This window comes from Croceitalea sp. P059 (assembly GCF_031846365.1).
In the GTDB taxonomy this organism is placed as follows: Bacteria; Bacteroidota; Bacteroidia; order Flavobacteriales; family Flavobacteriaceae; genus Croceitalea; species Croceitalea vernalis.
Genome location: NZ_JAVRHW010000001.1, coordinates 1,312,070 through 1,327,832, shown reverse-complemented (window position 1 = coordinate 1,327,832; position 15,763 = coordinate 1,312,070). Strand labels below are relative to the sequence as shown.

The 15,763-nt window shown below is 34.9% G+C and carries 17 protein-coding genes; 5 read left to right on the top strand and 12 right to left on the bottom strand.

Features of this window, described 5'->3' with window-relative positions; translation table 11 throughout:
- Positions 1-30: 30 nt before the first annotated feature.
- Genes murG through RM542_RS05955 form a run of 9 tightly spaced genes read right to left on the bottom strand, consistent with a single transcriptional unit; the run spans position 31 to position 10,137 of the window.
- On the bottom strand, positions 31-1,194 hold the full coding sequence (gene murG / locus RM542_RS05995) for an undecaprenyldiphospho-muramoylpentapeptide beta-N-acetylglucosaminyltransferase (RefSeq protein WP_311384807.1): 1,164 nt from the start codon (positions 1,192-1,194) through the stop codon (positions 31-33).
- On the bottom strand, positions 1,181-2,383 hold the full coding sequence (locus RM542_RS05990) for an FtsW/RodA/SpoVE family cell cycle protein (RefSeq protein WP_311384806.1): 1,203 nt from the start codon (positions 2,381-2,383) through the stop codon (positions 1,181-1,183). Before RM542_RS05990 ends, murG begins: the two co-directional genes overlap by 14 nt.
- A 4-nt stretch (positions 2,384-2,387) precedes the next feature.
- Positions 2,388-3,725, bottom strand: a complete 1,338-nt coding sequence (murD, locus tag RM542_RS05985; RefSeq protein WP_311384805.1) for a UDP-N-acetylmuramoyl-L-alanine--D-glutamate ligase — start codon at positions 3,723-3,725, stop codon at positions 2,388-2,390.
- Position 3,726: 1 nt separating this feature from the next.
- Entirely contained in the window at positions 3,727-4,947 is a 1,221-nt protein-coding gene (gene mraY, locus RM542_RS05980; RefSeq protein WP_311384804.1) for a phospho-N-acetylmuramoyl-pentapeptide-transferase, read from the bottom strand.
- A 3-nt stretch (positions 4,948-4,950) separates the two neighbouring features.
- Complete coding sequence (locus RM542_RS05975; RefSeq protein ID WP_311384803.1) at positions 4,951-6,414, bottom strand: UDP-N-acetylmuramoyl-L-alanyl-D-glutamate--2,6-diaminopimelate ligase; 1,464 nt, start codon at positions 6,412-6,414, stop codon at positions 4,951-4,953.
- Complete coding sequence (locus RM542_RS05970; RefSeq protein ID WP_311384802.1) at positions 6,411-8,420, bottom strand: penicillin-binding protein; 2,010 nt, start codon at positions 8,418-8,420, stop codon at positions 6,411-6,413. The genes RM542_RS05975 and RM542_RS05970 overlap by 4 nt, the downstream gene beginning before the upstream one ends.
- Positions 8,420-8,737 carry an FtsL-like putative cell division protein gene (locus tag RM542_RS05965; protein ID WP_311384801.1) on the bottom strand — a complete coding sequence of 106 codons (318 nt, stop codon included), beginning with the start codon at positions 8,735-8,737 and terminating at the stop codon, positions 8,420-8,422. The genes RM542_RS05970 and RM542_RS05965 overlap by 1 nt, the downstream gene beginning before the upstream one ends.
- Before the next feature lie 40 nt (positions 8,738-8,777).
- The gene (gene rsmH, locus RM542_RS05960) at positions 8,778-9,680 is read right to left on the bottom strand and encodes a 16S rRNA (cytosine(1402)-N(4))-methyltransferase RsmH (RefSeq protein ID WP_311384800.1); all 903 of its coding nucleotides are present in this window, start codon (positions 9,678-9,680) and stop codon (positions 8,778-8,780) included.
- A complete protein-coding gene (locus RM542_RS05955) occupies positions 9,673-10,137 on the bottom strand; it encodes a division/cell wall cluster transcriptional repressor MraZ (RefSeq protein WP_311384799.1) in 465 nt (154 codons plus the stop codon). Before RM542_RS05955 ends, rsmH begins: the two co-directional genes overlap by 8 nt.
- A gap of 273 nt (positions 10,138-10,410) precedes the next feature.
- On the opposite strand from RM542_RS05955, the gene RM542_RS05950 reads away from it, so the two are divergent.
- Positions 10,411-11,175 carry an alpha/beta hydrolase gene (locus RM542_RS05950; protein WP_311384798.1) on the top strand — a complete coding sequence of 255 codons (765 nt, stop codon included), beginning with the start codon at positions 10,411-10,413 and terminating at the stop codon, positions 11,173-11,175.
- 10 nt (positions 11,176-11,185) lie between these two features.
- The gene (gene yihA, locus RM542_RS05945; RefSeq protein ID WP_311384797.1) at positions 11,186-11,797 is read left to right on the top strand and encodes a ribosome biogenesis GTP-binding protein YihA/YsxC; all 612 of its coding nucleotides are present in this window, start codon (positions 11,186-11,188) and stop codon (positions 11,795-11,797) included.
- Here yihA and RM542_RS05940 read toward each other — a convergent pair whose 3' ends face one another.
- Positions 11,798-12,172, bottom strand: coding sequence for a GTPase (locus RM542_RS05940; protein ID WP_311384796.1), 375 nt, complete (start codon positions 12,170-12,172; stop codon positions 11,798-11,800).
- 132 nt (positions 12,173-12,304) lie between these two features.
- Here RM542_RS05940 and RM542_RS05935 point away from each other — a divergent pair, with 132 nt between their 5' ends.
- The gene (locus RM542_RS05935) at positions 12,305-12,724 is read left to right on the top strand and encodes a hypothetical protein (RefSeq protein ID WP_311384795.1); all 420 of its coding nucleotides are present in this window, start codon (positions 12,305-12,307) and stop codon (positions 12,722-12,724) included.
- A 29-nt stretch (positions 12,725-12,753) separates the two neighbouring features.
- Here the strand turns inward: RM542_RS05935 and gldC are convergent, their stop codons facing one another.
- A complete protein-coding gene (gene gldC, locus RM542_RS05930; protein WP_311384794.1) occupies positions 12,754-13,089 on the bottom strand; it encodes a gliding motility protein GldC in 336 nt (111 codons plus the stop codon).
- Entirely contained in the window at positions 13,090-14,064 is a 975-nt protein-coding gene (gldB, locus tag RM542_RS05925; protein WP_311384793.1) for a gliding motility lipoprotein GldB, read from the bottom strand.
- Between the two features lie 65 nt (positions 14,065-14,129).
- On the opposite strand from gldB, the gene nadE reads away from it, so the two are divergent.
- The gene (gene nadE / locus RM542_RS05920; RefSeq protein ID WP_311384792.1) at positions 14,130-14,933 is read left to right on the top strand and encodes an NAD(+) synthase; all 804 of its coding nucleotides are present in this window, start codon (positions 14,130-14,132) and stop codon (positions 14,931-14,933) included.
- Between the two features lie 160 nt (positions 14,934-15,093).
- Entirely contained in the window at positions 15,094-15,723 is a 630-nt protein-coding gene (locus tag RM542_RS05915) for a response regulator transcription factor (protein WP_311384791.1), read from the top strand.
- The last annotated feature ends 40 nt before the right edge of the window (positions 15,724-15,763 follow it).

Sequence of the window (15,763 nt, the reverse complement as noted above, 5' to 3'; positions counted from 1 at the left end):
CTATTTTAAAAATTCGACTTAAAACTAGATTTAAAATCTCCATTTATTAAATCTTGGCCAACGCATCGCGGCTTCTTTTTTTTTATTTTGTAATATTTTATTGAGTTTTAGTATACCTTCAATTAAATTAACGATATCTAATGTTGCATATGGCAAAGCCAATTTCTTAATATTTGTTGCTAAAATTTGTTGTTTTTCTTTGGATTTCATTAGAGCTTTAAAAGTGGCCTCAAAACTTGTATCCAAATCTTTCTCTTTAATTAGTATTGCCGCATCTTCTTTTACCAATGCTTCTCCATTCTTAGTTTGATGGTCTTCTGCCACATTTGGAGATGGAATAAAAAGGGTTGGTTTACCCACCAAACAGAGCTCTGAAACTGAACCAGCTCCAGCCCTAGAAATGATAAAATCAGCTGCGGAATAAGCAAAGTCCATTTTATTTAAAAAAGACTTTACTTTTACAATATCAGAATCGTATTTCTTATATTCCTCGTAGTAAAGCTTTCCGCATTGCCACAATAATTGAACACCTAGTTCTTTAAAGAAACTTAGTTCTTTTTCTATAAACTGATTTATACGTCTGGACCCTAAACTACCACCTAGAATTAGTAAAATTGGTTGGTTGTTATGAAGTCCAAAAAAATCAGAGGCTTCGTCCTTATCAACTTTAATCTCTATTAAATCTGAACGTACAGGGTTACCCGTTTTAGCTACTATAGTTCCATTTGAAAAAAAACGCTCCATATTATCATAAGCCACACATATAACTTCAGCATTTTTTGCCAACACTTTATTTGTTAGCCCTGCAAAAGAGTTTTGTTCTTGCAGTACATAAGGCACTTTGCTAATAGCCGCCATTTTTAATAATGGTCCACTAGCAAATCCACCTGTGCCAATTGCAATATCAGGTTGAAACTTTTTCACTATGTTTCGTGCTCTTAACAAACTTTTTATCAATTTTATAGGAAACATTAAATTCTTAAAGGTTAGTTTCCGTTGTAATCCACTTATCCAGAGGCCCTCAATTTTATATCCTGCCTGTGGTACTTTTTCCATTTCCATTTTATCCTTAGCGCCAACAAATAAAAACTCAGCATCCTTAAATCTTCTTTTCAATTCATTTGCTATGGCTATGGCCGGATAAATATGCCCACCTGTGCCTCCTCCAGAAATTATGAATTTATAATTGCCCACTTAATACTTCTAAAGGATTATTTTCATCTATATTCAAAACATTTGGGTCTTCCTGCTTTTTATCGCTTGCACTTAAAACAATACCGATAGCAAGACAGGTCATCCAAATTGCAGTCCCTCCCCTGCTCACAAGTGGCAAAGGTTGCCCAGTTGTCGGAAACAAACCGACGGTAACTGCCATATGAACAAAGGCTTGTATAACTATAGGAAGACCAACTCCTATGACCAATAATTTGGCAAAAACAGTCTTGGTTCCATTCGCTACGACAACAACTCTAAAGAGCAATAGCATATAAAAAAATAAAAGCGCCAAACCTCCGGCAAGTCCATATTCTTCTATTACAATTGCATAAATAAAATCAGAATCGCTCTCAGGTAATATATTTTTCATCACACTTTTACCAGCTCCCTTACCTAAAATACCTCCTTCAGCAATTGCCATTTTAGACTTATCGAGCTGAGAAAGCACTCTATCGTTAGCTTCTTTACCATTCCAAAAACGCTCAATTCGATTTTTCCAAGTTACCGCCCTCGATGACGGAATAACTTCAGGATTGGTCATTAAAACAGTGACAAACAGACCTATTAAAACTATACCTGTACCTGCAATAGCCGTTAAATACTTCAAAGGATATCCCCCCATAAAACAGAGTAAGAAAGCTATAGAGCCAATTATAGCAGCAGTAGAAAAATTTTCAGGTAAAACAAGACCAACAACAAGAATAATAGGCAACCAAAGGGGTAAAATGCTTTCTTTAAAAGTGATTTTTTTATCTCTTATTTTGCTTAAGTACCTTGCCACCCATATCATAAGTACTACGGAAGCTAAAGTTGATGTTTGAAAGTTTACACCAACAAAAGGTATTTTTATCCATCTATTAGCCGTTGCACCACCAATCTCTGTTTCAACCGTAAGTGTATAGCCTAATAAAACCAAAACAACTGGCATGGCTATAAGCGACAAACCTTTAAAATAATGAGTAGGTATTTTATGGACCGAGTAAATAATTGCAAAACCAAGTACCCATAAAGCAGCTTGTTTTGTCATTAGATACATAAACGATTTACCGCCAGAAAAAACATGGTTCGCGGCTGCACTATATACTGGCAAAAAAGAAAACAAGGCTAATAGGGCAACAATAGCCCAAATTGCTTTATCTCCTTTTAAGTTTTTAAACAGTGCTAACATTTATTTATAATTTTTTTATCGCGGCTTTAAATTGATTACCTCTATCCTCATAATTTTCAAACAAATCAAAACTTGCACATGCCGGTGACAGTAAAACCGTATCACCCCGTTCAGCAATCTTATAAGCAACCTTTATAGCTTCTTCCATTGAAAAGGTTTCGACAAGTGGTTCAACTACATTACCGAAAGTTTCAATAAGTTTAGTATTGTCCATACCAAGACAAATAATTCCTTTCACCTTTTCACGTACCATAGACATTAATTCTGAATAATCATTTCCTTTATCAACTCCACCTACTATCCACACAATAGGTTTTTTAATACCATCTAATGCATAATAAGTTGCATTTACATTTGTTGCTTTGGAATCATTTACATATTCCACGTGATTAATCTTTAATACCTTCTCTAGTCTGTGAGGTGCGCCTTGAAAAGACTCTACACTTTTAAGAATGCTTTCTTTTCGCACATTCACCAAAAGAGCTGCCAATGAAGCTGCCATGGTGTTCTTAACATTATGCTGGCCATCTAAGGCTAAAAAATCTGTGCTCATTTCTATGGTATTATTAGGTTGTATATTTATTATTATGGTTTCATTCTTAAGCCACGCTCCAAATTCTTGCTCTCTATTTAGAGAAAACGGAACTAATTTGGATTGAACTGGGTGCTCATTTAGCCAATTGGCAATAACTTCATCATCAGCATCATAAATCAAAAAGTCGTTTTCATCTTGATTCATAGCAATACGAAACTTGGATGCTATATACTTTTCAAATTCATACTCATACCTATCTAAATGATCAGGTGTAATATTTGTTAGGATAGCAATCTTTGGCTTAAAGTCAATAATACCATCTAATTGAAAACTGCTGATTTCTAAAACATAATTTTCAAAAGGTTTTTCAGAAACCATTTTGGCATAACTGTCACCAATATTGCCTGCCATACCTACACTCAAACCACCTTCTTTTAGCAGGTGATTGGTTAGCATGGTTGTTGTTGTTTTTCCATTGCTTCCTGTAATTCCCAAAATAGTTGCATCTGTATATTTCGAAGCAAATTCTATTTCTGAAATAACTGACACCCCTTTCTGAACAATTTCTTTTACTAGAGGTACTTTATCTGGAATTCCTGGACTTTTCATAACCAAATCGGCATCTAGAATTTTAGAATTGCTATGCTGGCTTTCCTCCCATTCAATCTCAAAATGTTTAAGAACGTCTTTATACTTTTTTTTAATTTTTCCTTTATCAGAAAGAAAAACATTAAATCCTTTTTGCTTTCCCAAAATGGCTGTGCCTACTCCACTTTCTCCTCCGCCAAGTATAACTAAGCGTTTCATACTACCTTATTTTTAAGGTCACAATACTCACTACTGCCAATAGAATTCCTATAATCCAAAAGCGAGTAACAATTTTACTTTCGTGATATAATTTTTTCTGATAATGATGATGTAGTGGTGCCATTAGAAAAATGCGCTTACCTTCACCAAACTTCTTTTTAGTGTGCTTGAAATAACCTACTTGTAACATTACTGATATGGATTCAGCAAAGAAGATTCCACATAGAATTGGAATCAATAATTCTTTGCGAACTATAATGGCAATAACAGCGATTACTCCACCTATTGTCAAACTACCCGTATCACCCATAAATACTTGAGCAGGGAACGCATTATACCATAAAAAACCTACCAAACCACCTGCAAAAGCCGCTATAAACACCACTAATTCACCCACCCGTGGTATGTAAAAAATATCTAGATAATTCGAGAATTGAATATTACCTGAAACCCAGGCAAAAATACCAAGTGTTAATACTATTATAGCCGATGATCCAGCCGCTAAACCATCAATCCCGTCCGTCAAATTTGCGCCGTTAGAAACGGCCGTAACGATAAGAATGACAACCGGAATAAAAATCAGCCATGCGTATTTCTCCATTCCATCGCCTGCCCATGCAATAAAATCTGCATAGTCCAATTCATTATTCTTAAAGAAAGGAACATTAGTTCTAACAGATTTTTTCTCTTTACCAATGACACGTTCAACAGTGAATTGTTCTGTTATTATCGAACTATCCTTCTCTTTCATTGTTACTAATGGGTGAAAATAAAGGACAATACCAACGATAAGTCCAAGAACAACTTGACCCATTATTTTAAATCTTCCTTTAAGTCCTTTCTTATCTTTTTTAAAGATTTTAATATAGTCATCTATAAAGCCAATAACCCCCATCCAAAGCATGGTAATTATCAATAAAATGACATAAATATTCTTTAAATCAGCGAACAATAATACAGGAACCAAGGTCGACATAATGATAATCAAACCGCCCATTGTTGGTGTACCTGCTTTCTGTTTTTGCCCATCTAACCCTAAATCTCTAATACTTTCTCCTATTTGCTTTTTTTGCAAGAACAAAATCACTCGTTTACCATACACTACAGCAATAAGCAATGATATTAATACCGCTAAAGCCGCCCGAAATGTCAAAAACTGAAAAAGTGACGCTCCAGGTAGTTGGTATTGTTGCTCTAAGTATTCAAACAGATAATAAAGCATTGTCTATTTATTTAAACTTATCAGTGCTGCTTTGATTTCTTTAAAATCATCAAAATCAACACGAGTTCCATTGGTTTCTTGGTAGGTCTCGTGACCTTTTCCAGCTACGAGAATAATATCATTTGCAGCCGCTAATTTGCAAGCAGTTTTAATGGCTTGTTTTCTATTCTCTATAGACAGAATTTTTTTTACATTTTGCGGTTCAACTCCGCCTTCCATTTCTTCTATAATAGTTTCAGGTGACTCTGTTCTTGGATTATCAGAAGTAAAAATGGCTTGATTACTCATTTCAGAAGCGATATGACCCATAACCGGACGCTTAGACTTGTCACGATCACCACCACACCCCACTACGGTGATGACGTTTTCATTTCCAGTCCTCAACGCATTGATTGTAATCAACACATTTTTTAATGCATCCGGTGTATGGGCATAATCAACTATTGCTGTAATTTTTTCTTTTGATATAAAGTATTGAAACCTTCCATCTACATTTTCTAATTCACTAATGAGTCTTAAAATCTCTAACTTTTCTAAGCCTAATAATTCAGCTGTGGCGTATATAGCTAAAAGGTTATAGGCATTAAAATCACCGATTAATTTGGACCATAGTTCATTTTCGTCAATCTTTAATAATTGACCATTGATTTGGTTTTCTAAAATTTGACCACGATAATCTGCAAATGATTTTAAGGCATAAGTATATTTTTTTGCTTTAGTATTTTGTAGCATTACCATGCCATTTTTATCATCTAGATTGGTAAGTACGAATGATGTTTTAGGCAAACCATCAAATAATTTCTTTTTAGTGTCACGATACTCAGCAAACGTTTTATGATAATCAAGATGATCATGAGAAAGGTTGGTAAAAATTGCTCCCTCAAATTTCAGACCTTCAGCTCTTTTTTGATGAATTCCATGTGAACTAACTTCCATAAAGCAAAATTCAACCCCTGCTTCATTCATTAAGCATAAATGATAATTAATCGTCAATGCATCTGGTGTTGTATGTGTAGTCTTATATTCAACTTCGTCTACCATTATTTTGATAGTAGATATTAGCCCTACTTTGTATCCTGCCTTCTTGAAAAGACTATATAATAATGAGGTAACAGTAGTTTTTCCATTCGTACCTGTTACCCCAACTAATTTTAAATTCTTAGAAGGGTTTTCATAAAAATTAGAAGCCATTATGGCTAAAGCCCTATTCCCATTATCAACTTGTAAATAGGTTACACCGTTTACAAGAATACTTGGCATAACCTCGCACACTACTGCCTTGGCACCAGCATCTATAGCCGTTTTAATGTATTTATGACCATCAGTCACTAGACCTTTGATAGCCACAAAAACATCATCCATTTCAACTTTACGAGAATCAAAATGCATACTATTAACCATAACATTGGTATCTCCTGAAACAGCAGAAAGACCAACCCCATATAATATGTCCTTTAATAACTTCATGATAGTTGTAAGACTATTTTTTCAACTTCTTTAATATTGGTTCCTTTAGCAACGGATTGTTGTTTTACTTTTCCATTACCTTGAACTTCGACTTGAACCCCAAGATTTTCTAAAATCGCAACCGCATCCATACCTGACATTCCTTTTAAATCAGGTATTACCTGATATTGTTTTTGAACATGTGTATAAAAAGATTTGTAGGATTGATCACTACGGTCTGATTTATGGTTTTGCGGAACTACCTCGTCTGCTACTGGCGAAGTGATATAAATTTTCTCAGCTAAAGACTTAAATACCGGACCTGAAACGTCGGCCCCATAATATCCAACACTCTTATCCGGCTCATGAATAACAACAATGCACGAATATTGAGGGTTGTCCGCAGGAAAATATCCTACAAATGATGATATATAAGCCAGTTTATCTGGGTCTTTGGCTACATAATTCTTTTGACATGTACCGGTTTTACCTGCCATGGAAAAGTTTTTAGAATACAAACCATTTCCTGTACCATAATCCTTTTCAACAACATCTTTCAATAATTGTTGCACTTTTTTAATGGTCTCTTTTGAACAAATAGAAGGGTTGATAACTTCTTTTTTAAATTCCTTCAATACTTTATTACCAACTCTTGCCTGTTTAATAAATCGTGGTCTAACCATTTCACCATCATTGGCGATGGCATTATAAAAGGCCAATGTTTGCAAGGGGGTCATCGCCACTTCATACCCGTGCGACATCCAAGCTAAGGAAATACCGGACCAACCATTATCGCCGGGATAACGCAATACAGGTTGCCCTTCACCCATAATAGGTAGTTCTAAATTTTTGTGAAGCCCCATGTTCATCAAGCGATTAACATAATCTTCTGGATTCGCCTTATAATTCTCATGAATCATTTTGGCAAAAGCGGTATTAGAGGAGATCGCGAATGCTTTAGCCATTGATATTTTTCCATAACCTCCCCATTTTGAATCTTTTACGGTACGATCATAAATTCGCCATCTTCCTTTTTCGGTATCCACAATGGAACTGGTATCGATTACCTTATCTTCTAATGCAGCCACCATGGACATTAATTTAAAAGTAGATCCTGGCTCGTGCGACTCTCCAACAGCATAATTTAATTTTTCGTAGTATTTACCTTCATCCGTTCTACCTAAATTGGATATTGCCTTAATCTCTCCAGTTTTAGTCTCCATCACCACAACAGTACCATGATCGGCTTTGTAATCTTCTAACTGTTTTAGTAAAGCTTGATGCGCTATATCTTGAATATTTGTATTAATTGTGGTAACTATATCACGCCCATCTTGAGGCTCAATAATGTTATCAAAACCTACTGGCTTCCATTCGCCACCAGCACTTTTTTGTTTTAAACGTTTACCTTCATTTCCTCTTAAATAAGTTGAACCAAAAGCACCATCGAGGCCTACCCTTGTAATATGACCTTCTTCATCAACTCTTTCATACCCAATGCTACGAGCAGCCATTTTACCCAAAGGATATTCTCTAACTACACGGTGAGTTTCCATGAATCCACCTCTGTTAGGTCCATATCTAAATAATGGAAATTTGCGCATACGCGCATATTCTAGGTATTCAACATTACGTGCAATTAATTTGTATCCATTTTTATTCGCTCTAGCTTTTCTGAATAATTGGCTATAGTAAGCAGAAGGTTTATTAAAAAGCACTCCTAAAGAATCACAAAGCGAATCAATATTATTATCCCAATCTTCCTTCTTAACCGTATTTGCATCAAAGCGAATCTCATATTTGGCAACTGATGCTGCCAAAAGACTACCATCATCTGCATAAATATTACCACGATTAGGTTGAATAGTAAACATAAACTCGGTCTTTTCCATGGCGAGTTCTTTATATTCAACCCCCTTAACCATTTGTATATCAATCAACTTCACCACCACGGCAATTGCGAACACCAAAAGACCTCCTGCAATCAGGTACAATCTATTCATGATATTTTTTTCGCTTATAGCCACTATCGAGTTTCTTTAACTATTATCTTTTGTGGAGGGCTAACTGACGGTTTCAAACCTTTAGAGGCAATCGTATGCTTTAAGGATGATTCTAATTTGAGTTGTTGTAAATCGCGACGCGTCTCTACAAACTCGCTTCGTAGGGCTCTCACTTCTTCATTTAGTGCAGCTATTTCGTGCACTTTTTTATCAGCTTGGTGACTACTTGAAATCATCATGGCAGCTAAAAAGGAAGCGAATAGTAAAAAAAGCCAGTTTTTAGGTGCGTCACCGCTAACCAAAAACTTGCCTTTTAAAATATCCAATAAGCCTTTTTTCATTTTCATTTTACTTCTGATATTTCTAATTAAAAAACAGAAACTACATACGCTCCGCTATACGGAGCTTAGCAGAACGTGCTCTATTGTTCTGCGCTATTTCATTTGATGATGGAATTATTAAACCACCTACTTTTTTAAAAGGCACATTTATGTTCCCATAAAAATCTTTTTCTGCCTCACCTTCAAATTTGCCATCTCTAATAAATCGCTTAACAAAACGATCCTCTAAAGAATGGTAGCTAATCATACTTAACCGCCCACCTTGTTTTAATACTTCAGGCGTTTGTTCTAAAAACGACTTTAGCACTTCAAGCTCTTGATTAACTTCAATACGAATAGCCTGATAGATTTGGGCCAAAATTTTGTTCTCTTTCATTTTTGGCAAAAATTGTTTCAAGACAGTTTTTAACTGCTCTGTAGTCTTGATTGGGTTTTCTAATCTAGACTCGACTATTTTTTTTGAGATAGCGTTTGCATTTCTTAACTCTCCATAGTCAAAAAGCACCTTAGCTAGATTTTCTATTGAATACTTATTCACCACTTTAAAAGCAGAAAGCTCATTTTTTCTACTCATTCTCATGTCTAAATCAGCATTAAAACGAATCGAAAAACCACGCTGTGCTTGATCAAACTGATGAGATGAAACTCCAAAATCAGCTAATATTCCATCAACTTTAAGAATGCCATAGAACTTTAAAAACTGCTTGAGAAACCTAAAATTTTCATTAATCAAAGTAAACCGCTGATCGTCTATGGTATTCACCAATGCGTCTTCATCTTGATCAAAGGCAAATAATTTACCTTCAGGCCCCAATCGTTTCAATATTTCTTTAGAGTGTCCGCCGCCGCCAAAAGTGACATCAACATAAACTCCATTTTCATGAACTTTCAAACCATCAACCGATTCTTTCAATAGTACCGGATTGTGGTACTCCTCATTCATTTATTCCCTCTTTTTTATCTACAACAAAAATATTTTCAGCTACATCACCGTATGCATTATCACTCTCTTGTAATACAGATTCATACTTTTCTTTATCCCAAATCTCTATACGGTCATCGGCACAGTGTAGAGACACTTCTTTAGTAATGCCAGCAAACTCGATTAAGTTTTTAGGTATTTGAAAACGTCCTGTTTCCGAATCTACTTTCAAATCTGGCTTAATACCAGCGGTAAACTTTCTGAAGAACAAATCATAATCTCTGCTAATATTCTTTTTAGCTCTAACCTGTTGCATTAAAACATCAAATTCACTTTTAGGAAAGAGCTCAATACAATCTTGAAAAACTGCTCTTTTAATTACAAAATCTTGATTGATCACTGGCATAAGTTGACCTTTAAGAGAATTTGGTAGTGTTACCCTTCCCTTAGCATCGGCTTTGCAGTCAAATTGACCCATCAAATTCATTTGCAAGAATTGTTTAAAAGAATTAAATCCAAATATATAGATTTTATCTCCACATATCTCCACTTAAAGACACGATTGTTAATAAAATCTATATTTTTAACGTCAAATCTCCACCAAAAATTGCAATCATTACACATTTCACCACAATTTCCACCCTCATCAGTTGTTTATCTGAACTAAAAATTCCACATTTTACCACATTGATTTCGCGAATTTGAATGAATTGAAATGCCTATATTTGGCACGCTAGACCCAACTAACTAGATGGAAGAAGAAATTATTAAGGAAGGAGAGTTCAGATATATAGAGATTGGTGAAGGACAACCAATCATTATATTACATGGATTAATGGGCGGTTTGAGCAATTTTCATGGGGTGACTAACTTTTTCCCACCTAAAGGATATCAAGTTTTGGTACCAGAACTACCAATTTACGATATGCCTATGCTCAAGACTACAGTAAAAAACTTCGCCAAATTTTTAGCGGATTTTATCGCTTTTAAAAAATTAAAAGATGTTATCCTTTTAGGAAACTCTTTGGGTGGACATATTGGATTATTGCATACCAAAATGTATCCTGAATTGGTCAAAGCCTTGGTCATAACAGGTAGTTCAGGTCTTTATGAAAGTGCAATGGGTGATGGTTATCCGAAACGTGGTGATTATGAGTTCATTAAAAAAAAGGCACAAGATGTTTTTTACGACCCAGAAGTAGCTACTAAAGAAATTGTTGATGAAGTTTTTGAGACGGTTAATGACCGCATGAAATTGGTAAAAACACTAGCTATTGCTAAAAGTGCTATTCGACATAATATGTCAAAAGACTTGCCAGCTATGAATACCCCGACCTGTATTATTTGGGGTGAAAATGACTCCGTTACACCACCTAATGTCGCAAAAGAATTTCATGAATTACTACCAGATTCTGACCTTTTTTGGATAGAAAAATGTGGGCATGCACCTATGATGGAACATCCTGATGAGTTTAATACTATACTTCACACTTGGCTAACAAAGCGTAACTTCTAGTACCCGTATTATGAAAATTACTTCGGCAGAATTCGTAATGAGCAATTCTGATGTGGCTAAATGCCCAAAAGATAGAATACCTGAATATGCTTTCATAGGTCGCTCTAATGTTGGTAAGTCTTCCTTAATTAATATGTTGGTTGACCGGAAAAGTTTGGCAAAAACTTCGGGCAGACCAGGTAAAACACAGCTAATAAATCATTTTAAAATCAATAATAATTGGTTTTTAGTTGATTTACCAGGTTATGGTTACGCAAGAGTTTCAAAAAAAGATAAAAAAGTTTTTCAGAAGTATATTACCGAGTATTTTGAAAAACGAGAACAGTTAGTTTGCGCTTTCGTTTTAGTTGATATCCGACACGAGCCTCAACCTGTTGATATGGAATTTATGGAATGGTTGGGTACCAATGGCGTTCCTTTTGCTATAATTTTCACAAAGGCCGATAAACTAAAACCTCGAGCTATTGAAAATTATGTAAACACTTATTTACAACGATTGCTCGAGACTGCATGGGAAGAAGCACCAAAACATTTTGTAACCTCATCAGCGAACCGAACAGGAAAAGAAGAGCTATTGAATTTTATTGCTAATATCAATTTAGATTTCAAAGCAAACCACTAATTAAATTCGTTCTTTGATTAATCTAATTAAAGCATGAGGTGTTTTTAGACTATTCATCTCATTTGCTGAAACCAATACTTCTAATCCCTTTTCACTTTCGATTAGTGCAATCGGAAACTCAAATTTATAACCAAACTTACTTGCGTACTTTTTAGCAAATTCATCCTTATGTAAAAATGTCATTTTATGGTCACTATTTTGTCGAAACCTTTTCCACGTGCTATTTTCACTAACTATACCAAAAGTTATTTCACAGAGCTTACAATCATAAGTAGATGGACTAAAGACCTTTTGCATGCTATCAAGTATTGCGTTCCTAGTACCTGATTTAGCATTATACACAAAAATAATTTTTTGCCTCAATTTCTTTTTCATTAAATAAAAATACGACCTATGATTAAAGAAGTAGTCTTATAAAAATGTAATTTACACTAGGAATACTAAAATTAGATAATGACCATGACGTCTCGAAACTTTTTAAAAACCATATCCATTATACATTTGGCAATGGTTATTGGTCCATTATTAGCTGCTACTATTTTTTACATGAATACTGAGATCATAACCAACGGTACACAAAATGATATTTTTATCTATGTATTTCCATTAATTGCTTTGGGTGGTATTTTTGCAAGTAAATATATGTTCAACCTATTTATTAAAAATTTAAAAAACCATGAAACCCTGCAAGCAAAACTTACGGGTTATCAAACTGCTTCTTTAATTAAATATGCACTCATTGAAGGCCCAGCTTTTTTAAACATTGTCTGGTTCAGTCAAACTGGTAATTTACTATTCTTGACCATTGGGGGTGTACTAATCATATTTTTATTCATACAAAGACCCCGAGCTAATAAGATAGAAATTGACCTAAATTTAAACAGTGAGCATAAAAGGCAATTTCGGGATCTTGACAGGCCTATGTAGAAAACAAGAAATAGTTGCTTTAGTGAATATTAAGACTTCAACTCTAGCTTTTCTGCAAAATAGTCGCAAAAATCCTTCATGGTTGCTGTCATCTTTTCATCTTGCGTTGCTTTCATAAAAGTATCTGACATGGTCACCAAGGTCTGATGAAAGAAAATTTTCATTTCATCAACAGGCATATCTTTGGTCCAAAGGTCAATCTTTAAAGATTCTTGGTTTTTACTATCCCAAACCGAAAGCATCATTGCTTTCGCGTCTTCATTATCAATTCCGCCATCTTGAGCCGACCAATTTAAGGATTCGGGTACGCGGTTTTCATCAAGACCTACAGTCAATTTAATTTCTGAAGTATGTTCAATTGCCATTTACTTTTTGGGTTTGTAGTTTGCTAATTTAAAAATATCATCTGCAGGCATATCTAAAAGTTCAACTATAGTAACTTCTTGATTCTTCTCCATGAAAGCCCTAATTATTTGCCATCCTATAAAACGACCAACTCGACCTGGAGATTCGTTATCAATTTCTTCTAAACCGAATTTAGAAAAAGGTGCGGAATCTAAGAACCTTCGATCTAGCTTCGCATCTGTACTATACAGCAACTCCCGTTCAATAAAATACCGCCACATTTGTTGCTCATTAGTTTTGGCCCATGCTATCTCGTCTTGCGTATAATTGATGCGCTGAAAATCTTCAATATCAGGTAGTAGCTTATCTTTTATATATAGTTCCTTTCCATAATGAAGCATTCTTGAAAGAAAGGTTCTATTTCGAGGATATCTATTAATGGTTTTAGCAAAAGCACTTGCAATATCGGAGGTGAGATATTTTTCATCTAAGTTCTGAGCTACATAATTGGGTAAGCCGGCATAAAATTTATGATTACTACCTAAATAGTTGTCGAGCCCAATTAGTAACAAAGTATCGGCAAGAACAATTCTATTTTCATATTGAACATCAGATATGATTGTTACTACTTTTGGAACTTTAAAAGAAGGAAAGTAATATTTGATATGCTTAAAAAGGGTGGTGATGTCTTCTTCTTTAACAACAAAACTTGCTAGATTCTTCTTAATTTCTTGCTGTAACTCTAATTGCAAAGTATCGGATAATTTACTAATCCAAACGCTATCACTATACTGCGGAGGAAATAAATAAGGATACCTATTCTTTAAAACTGGAATATCTTCGGGGGTTGCCTTTCCAAATTCAAGATCAAATCGAGATAGTTCAATCTTAAGTGGGATTTTAGCTATTTCCGTTTCTACTTTATTCTGGTCTTCACAAGCAGCAAGGCTTACTACTAATAAAGAAATTAGAAAGAATTTTAAGTTCCACTTCATTTTTAAGGTTCGACAGTTTAAATTTACGAAGTACAAAGGTAAATTTTTGAACTTAAAAGACAGCTATGCAAACAGAAAAGGTCATTGATCATATTGTAACTTGGTTAACGGATTATGCTCATAATGCTAATATCAAAGGATTCGTAATTGGGGTATCTGGTGGAATCGATTCCGCCGTAACATCAACATTATGTGCTAAAACTGGTTTAGACTTGTTATGTCTTGAGATGCCTATTCATCAAGGCAAGAATCAGGTGTCTAGAGCCGACAACCATATTGAATGGTTAATGACCAACTTTAAAAATGTGAACCGACAGCCGGTTAACTTAACTCCTGTTTTTGACAGTTTGGTTGATGCCTTACCTGAGGTGGATAATGAAGAAGAACGATTTATGTCATTGGCAAATACTAGAGCACGTTTACGAATGACCACGCTCTACTATTTTGCAGCAATTGAAGGATATTTGGTTGCAGGCACTGGTAATAAAGTAGAAGACTTTGGTGTTGGGTTTTATACAAAGTATGGTGATGGTGGTGTTGATTTAAGCCCTATTGCCGATTTATTAAAATCTGAAGTTTGGGAGATTGGTCGCGTTTTAGGAGTTAGTAAAGAAATTATTGAAGCAGCCCCAACCGATGGCTTATGGGGAGACAGCAGAACAGATGAAGATCAAATTGGCGCTAGTTACCCAGAATTGGAATGGGCTATGCAGATGGATGATGATGAAAAAATATTAGAAGACTTTTCTGACAGAGAAAAAGAAGTGTTTGCGATATATAAAAGATTCAATACTGCAAATAAGCATAAGATGATTCCTATACCTATTTGCGAAATACCTGATTCACTAAAAGTTACCACTCAACGCTGATTACGTTAGTTAAAACGAATAAAACCCCAAAGATTCTGTGGTTTTAAGAAAAAAATTACAAATTTGTCCAAGTAAATAGTTAACTTGCCTTGCGTATTTTGTAAGCATTTATGTACTAAACACTATTTTAACTAAACAAATTAAAGTAAAATCTACCACAATGATCAATGTATTAATCGCTGACAGTCACCCGATTGTAAGACTTGGAATTAAACAAGTTTTAAACGCAACTTCAGATTTCGAAGTAATCGGTGATGCGTCAACAACTACTGAACTTTTTAAATTATTAGAGAAAGTTTCCCCTGATGTAGTAATGCTAGAAATGGACATTCCAGAAATCAACGGTATTGCAACTCTAAGAAAAATTAAGCAAGATTTTCCGAATACTAAGGTTTTAATGTATAGTGGACAATCTGAAGATGTTTATGCTCTAAGCACTATTAGAGCGGGCGCTTTTGGCTATTTGTCAAAAACTGCAGACATTGACTATATTATTTCTGCTATTCGAAAAGTCGCTGAAGGAAACATGTTTATCACTAACGAATTAGCACAACGTCTAGCTTTTGATGAAGGCACACAGAAACCAAGAAGGTTCTTTAGAAAATTATCTACTCGTGAGGTTGAAGTACTTAAGCTATTAGCTAGTGGTAAAAGAAACAAAGAAGTTGCTGAAGGTTTAAACTTAAATGAGAAAACTGTAAGTACTTATAAAGCACGTTTGATGCGTAAATTAAATGTTGACAACTTGGTTGACTTGTTGCAACAAGCAAAAGCTTTAGAATTGTACTAGAAATTTTATAATTGAAATTTAAAAACCCCAGAAACCCTGG

Coding starts and splice junctions, on each gene's coding strand:
- RM542_RS05950 (WP_311384798.1), top strand. CDS start 10,411: ATGGAAGAAGAAATTATTAAGGAAGGAGAGTTCAGATATATAGAGATT.
- mraY (WP_311384804.1), bottom strand. CDS start 4,947: ATGCTTTATTATCTGTTTGAATACTTAGAGCAACAATACCAACTACCT.
- rsmH (WP_311384800.1), bottom strand. CDS start 9,680: ATGAATGAGGAGTACCACAATCCGGTACTATTGAAAGAATCGGTTGAT.
- RM542_RS05955 (WP_311384799.1), bottom strand. CDS start 10,137: ATGGGTCAATTTGACTGCAAAGCCGATGCTAAGGGAAGGGTAACACTA.
- RM542_RS05935 (WP_311384795.1), top strand. CDS start 12,305: ATGGTTATTGGTCCATTATTAGCTGCTACTATTTTTTACATGAATACT.
- RM542_RS05975 (WP_311384803.1), bottom strand. CDS start 6,414: ATGAAGTTATTAAAGGACATATTATATGGGGTTGGTCTTTCTGCTGTT.
- RM542_RS05915 (WP_311384791.1), top strand. CDS start 15,094: ATGATCAATGTATTAATCGCTGACAGTCACCCGATTGTAAGACTTGGA.
- RM542_RS05990 (WP_311384806.1), bottom strand. CDS start 2,383: ATGTTAGCACTGTTTAAAAACTTAAAAGGAGATAAAGCAATTTGGGCT.
- yihA (WP_311384797.1), top strand. CDS start 11,186: ATGAAAATTACTTCGGCAGAATTCGTAATGAGCAATTCTGATGTGGCT.
- RM542_RS05965 (WP_311384801.1), bottom strand. CDS start 8,737: ATGAAAAAAGGCTTATTGGATATTTTAAAAGGCAAGTTTTTGGTTAGC.
- nadE (WP_311384792.1), top strand. CDS start 14,130: ATGCAAACAGAAAAGGTCATTGATCATATTGTAACTTGGTTAACGGAT.
- gldC (WP_311384794.1), bottom strand. CDS start 13,089: ATGGCAATTGAACATACTTCAGAAATTAAATTGACTGTAGGTCTTGAT.
- gldB (WP_311384793.1), bottom strand. CDS start 14,064: ATGAAGTGGAACTTAAAATTCTTTCTAATTTCTTTATTAGTAGTAAGC.
- murD (WP_311384805.1), bottom strand. CDS start 3,725: ATGAAACGCTTAGTTATACTTGGCGGAGGAGAAAGTGGAGTAGGCACA.
- RM542_RS05940 (WP_311384796.1), bottom strand. CDS start 12,172: ATGAAAAAGAAATTGAGGCAAAAAATTATTTTTGTGTATAATGCTAAA.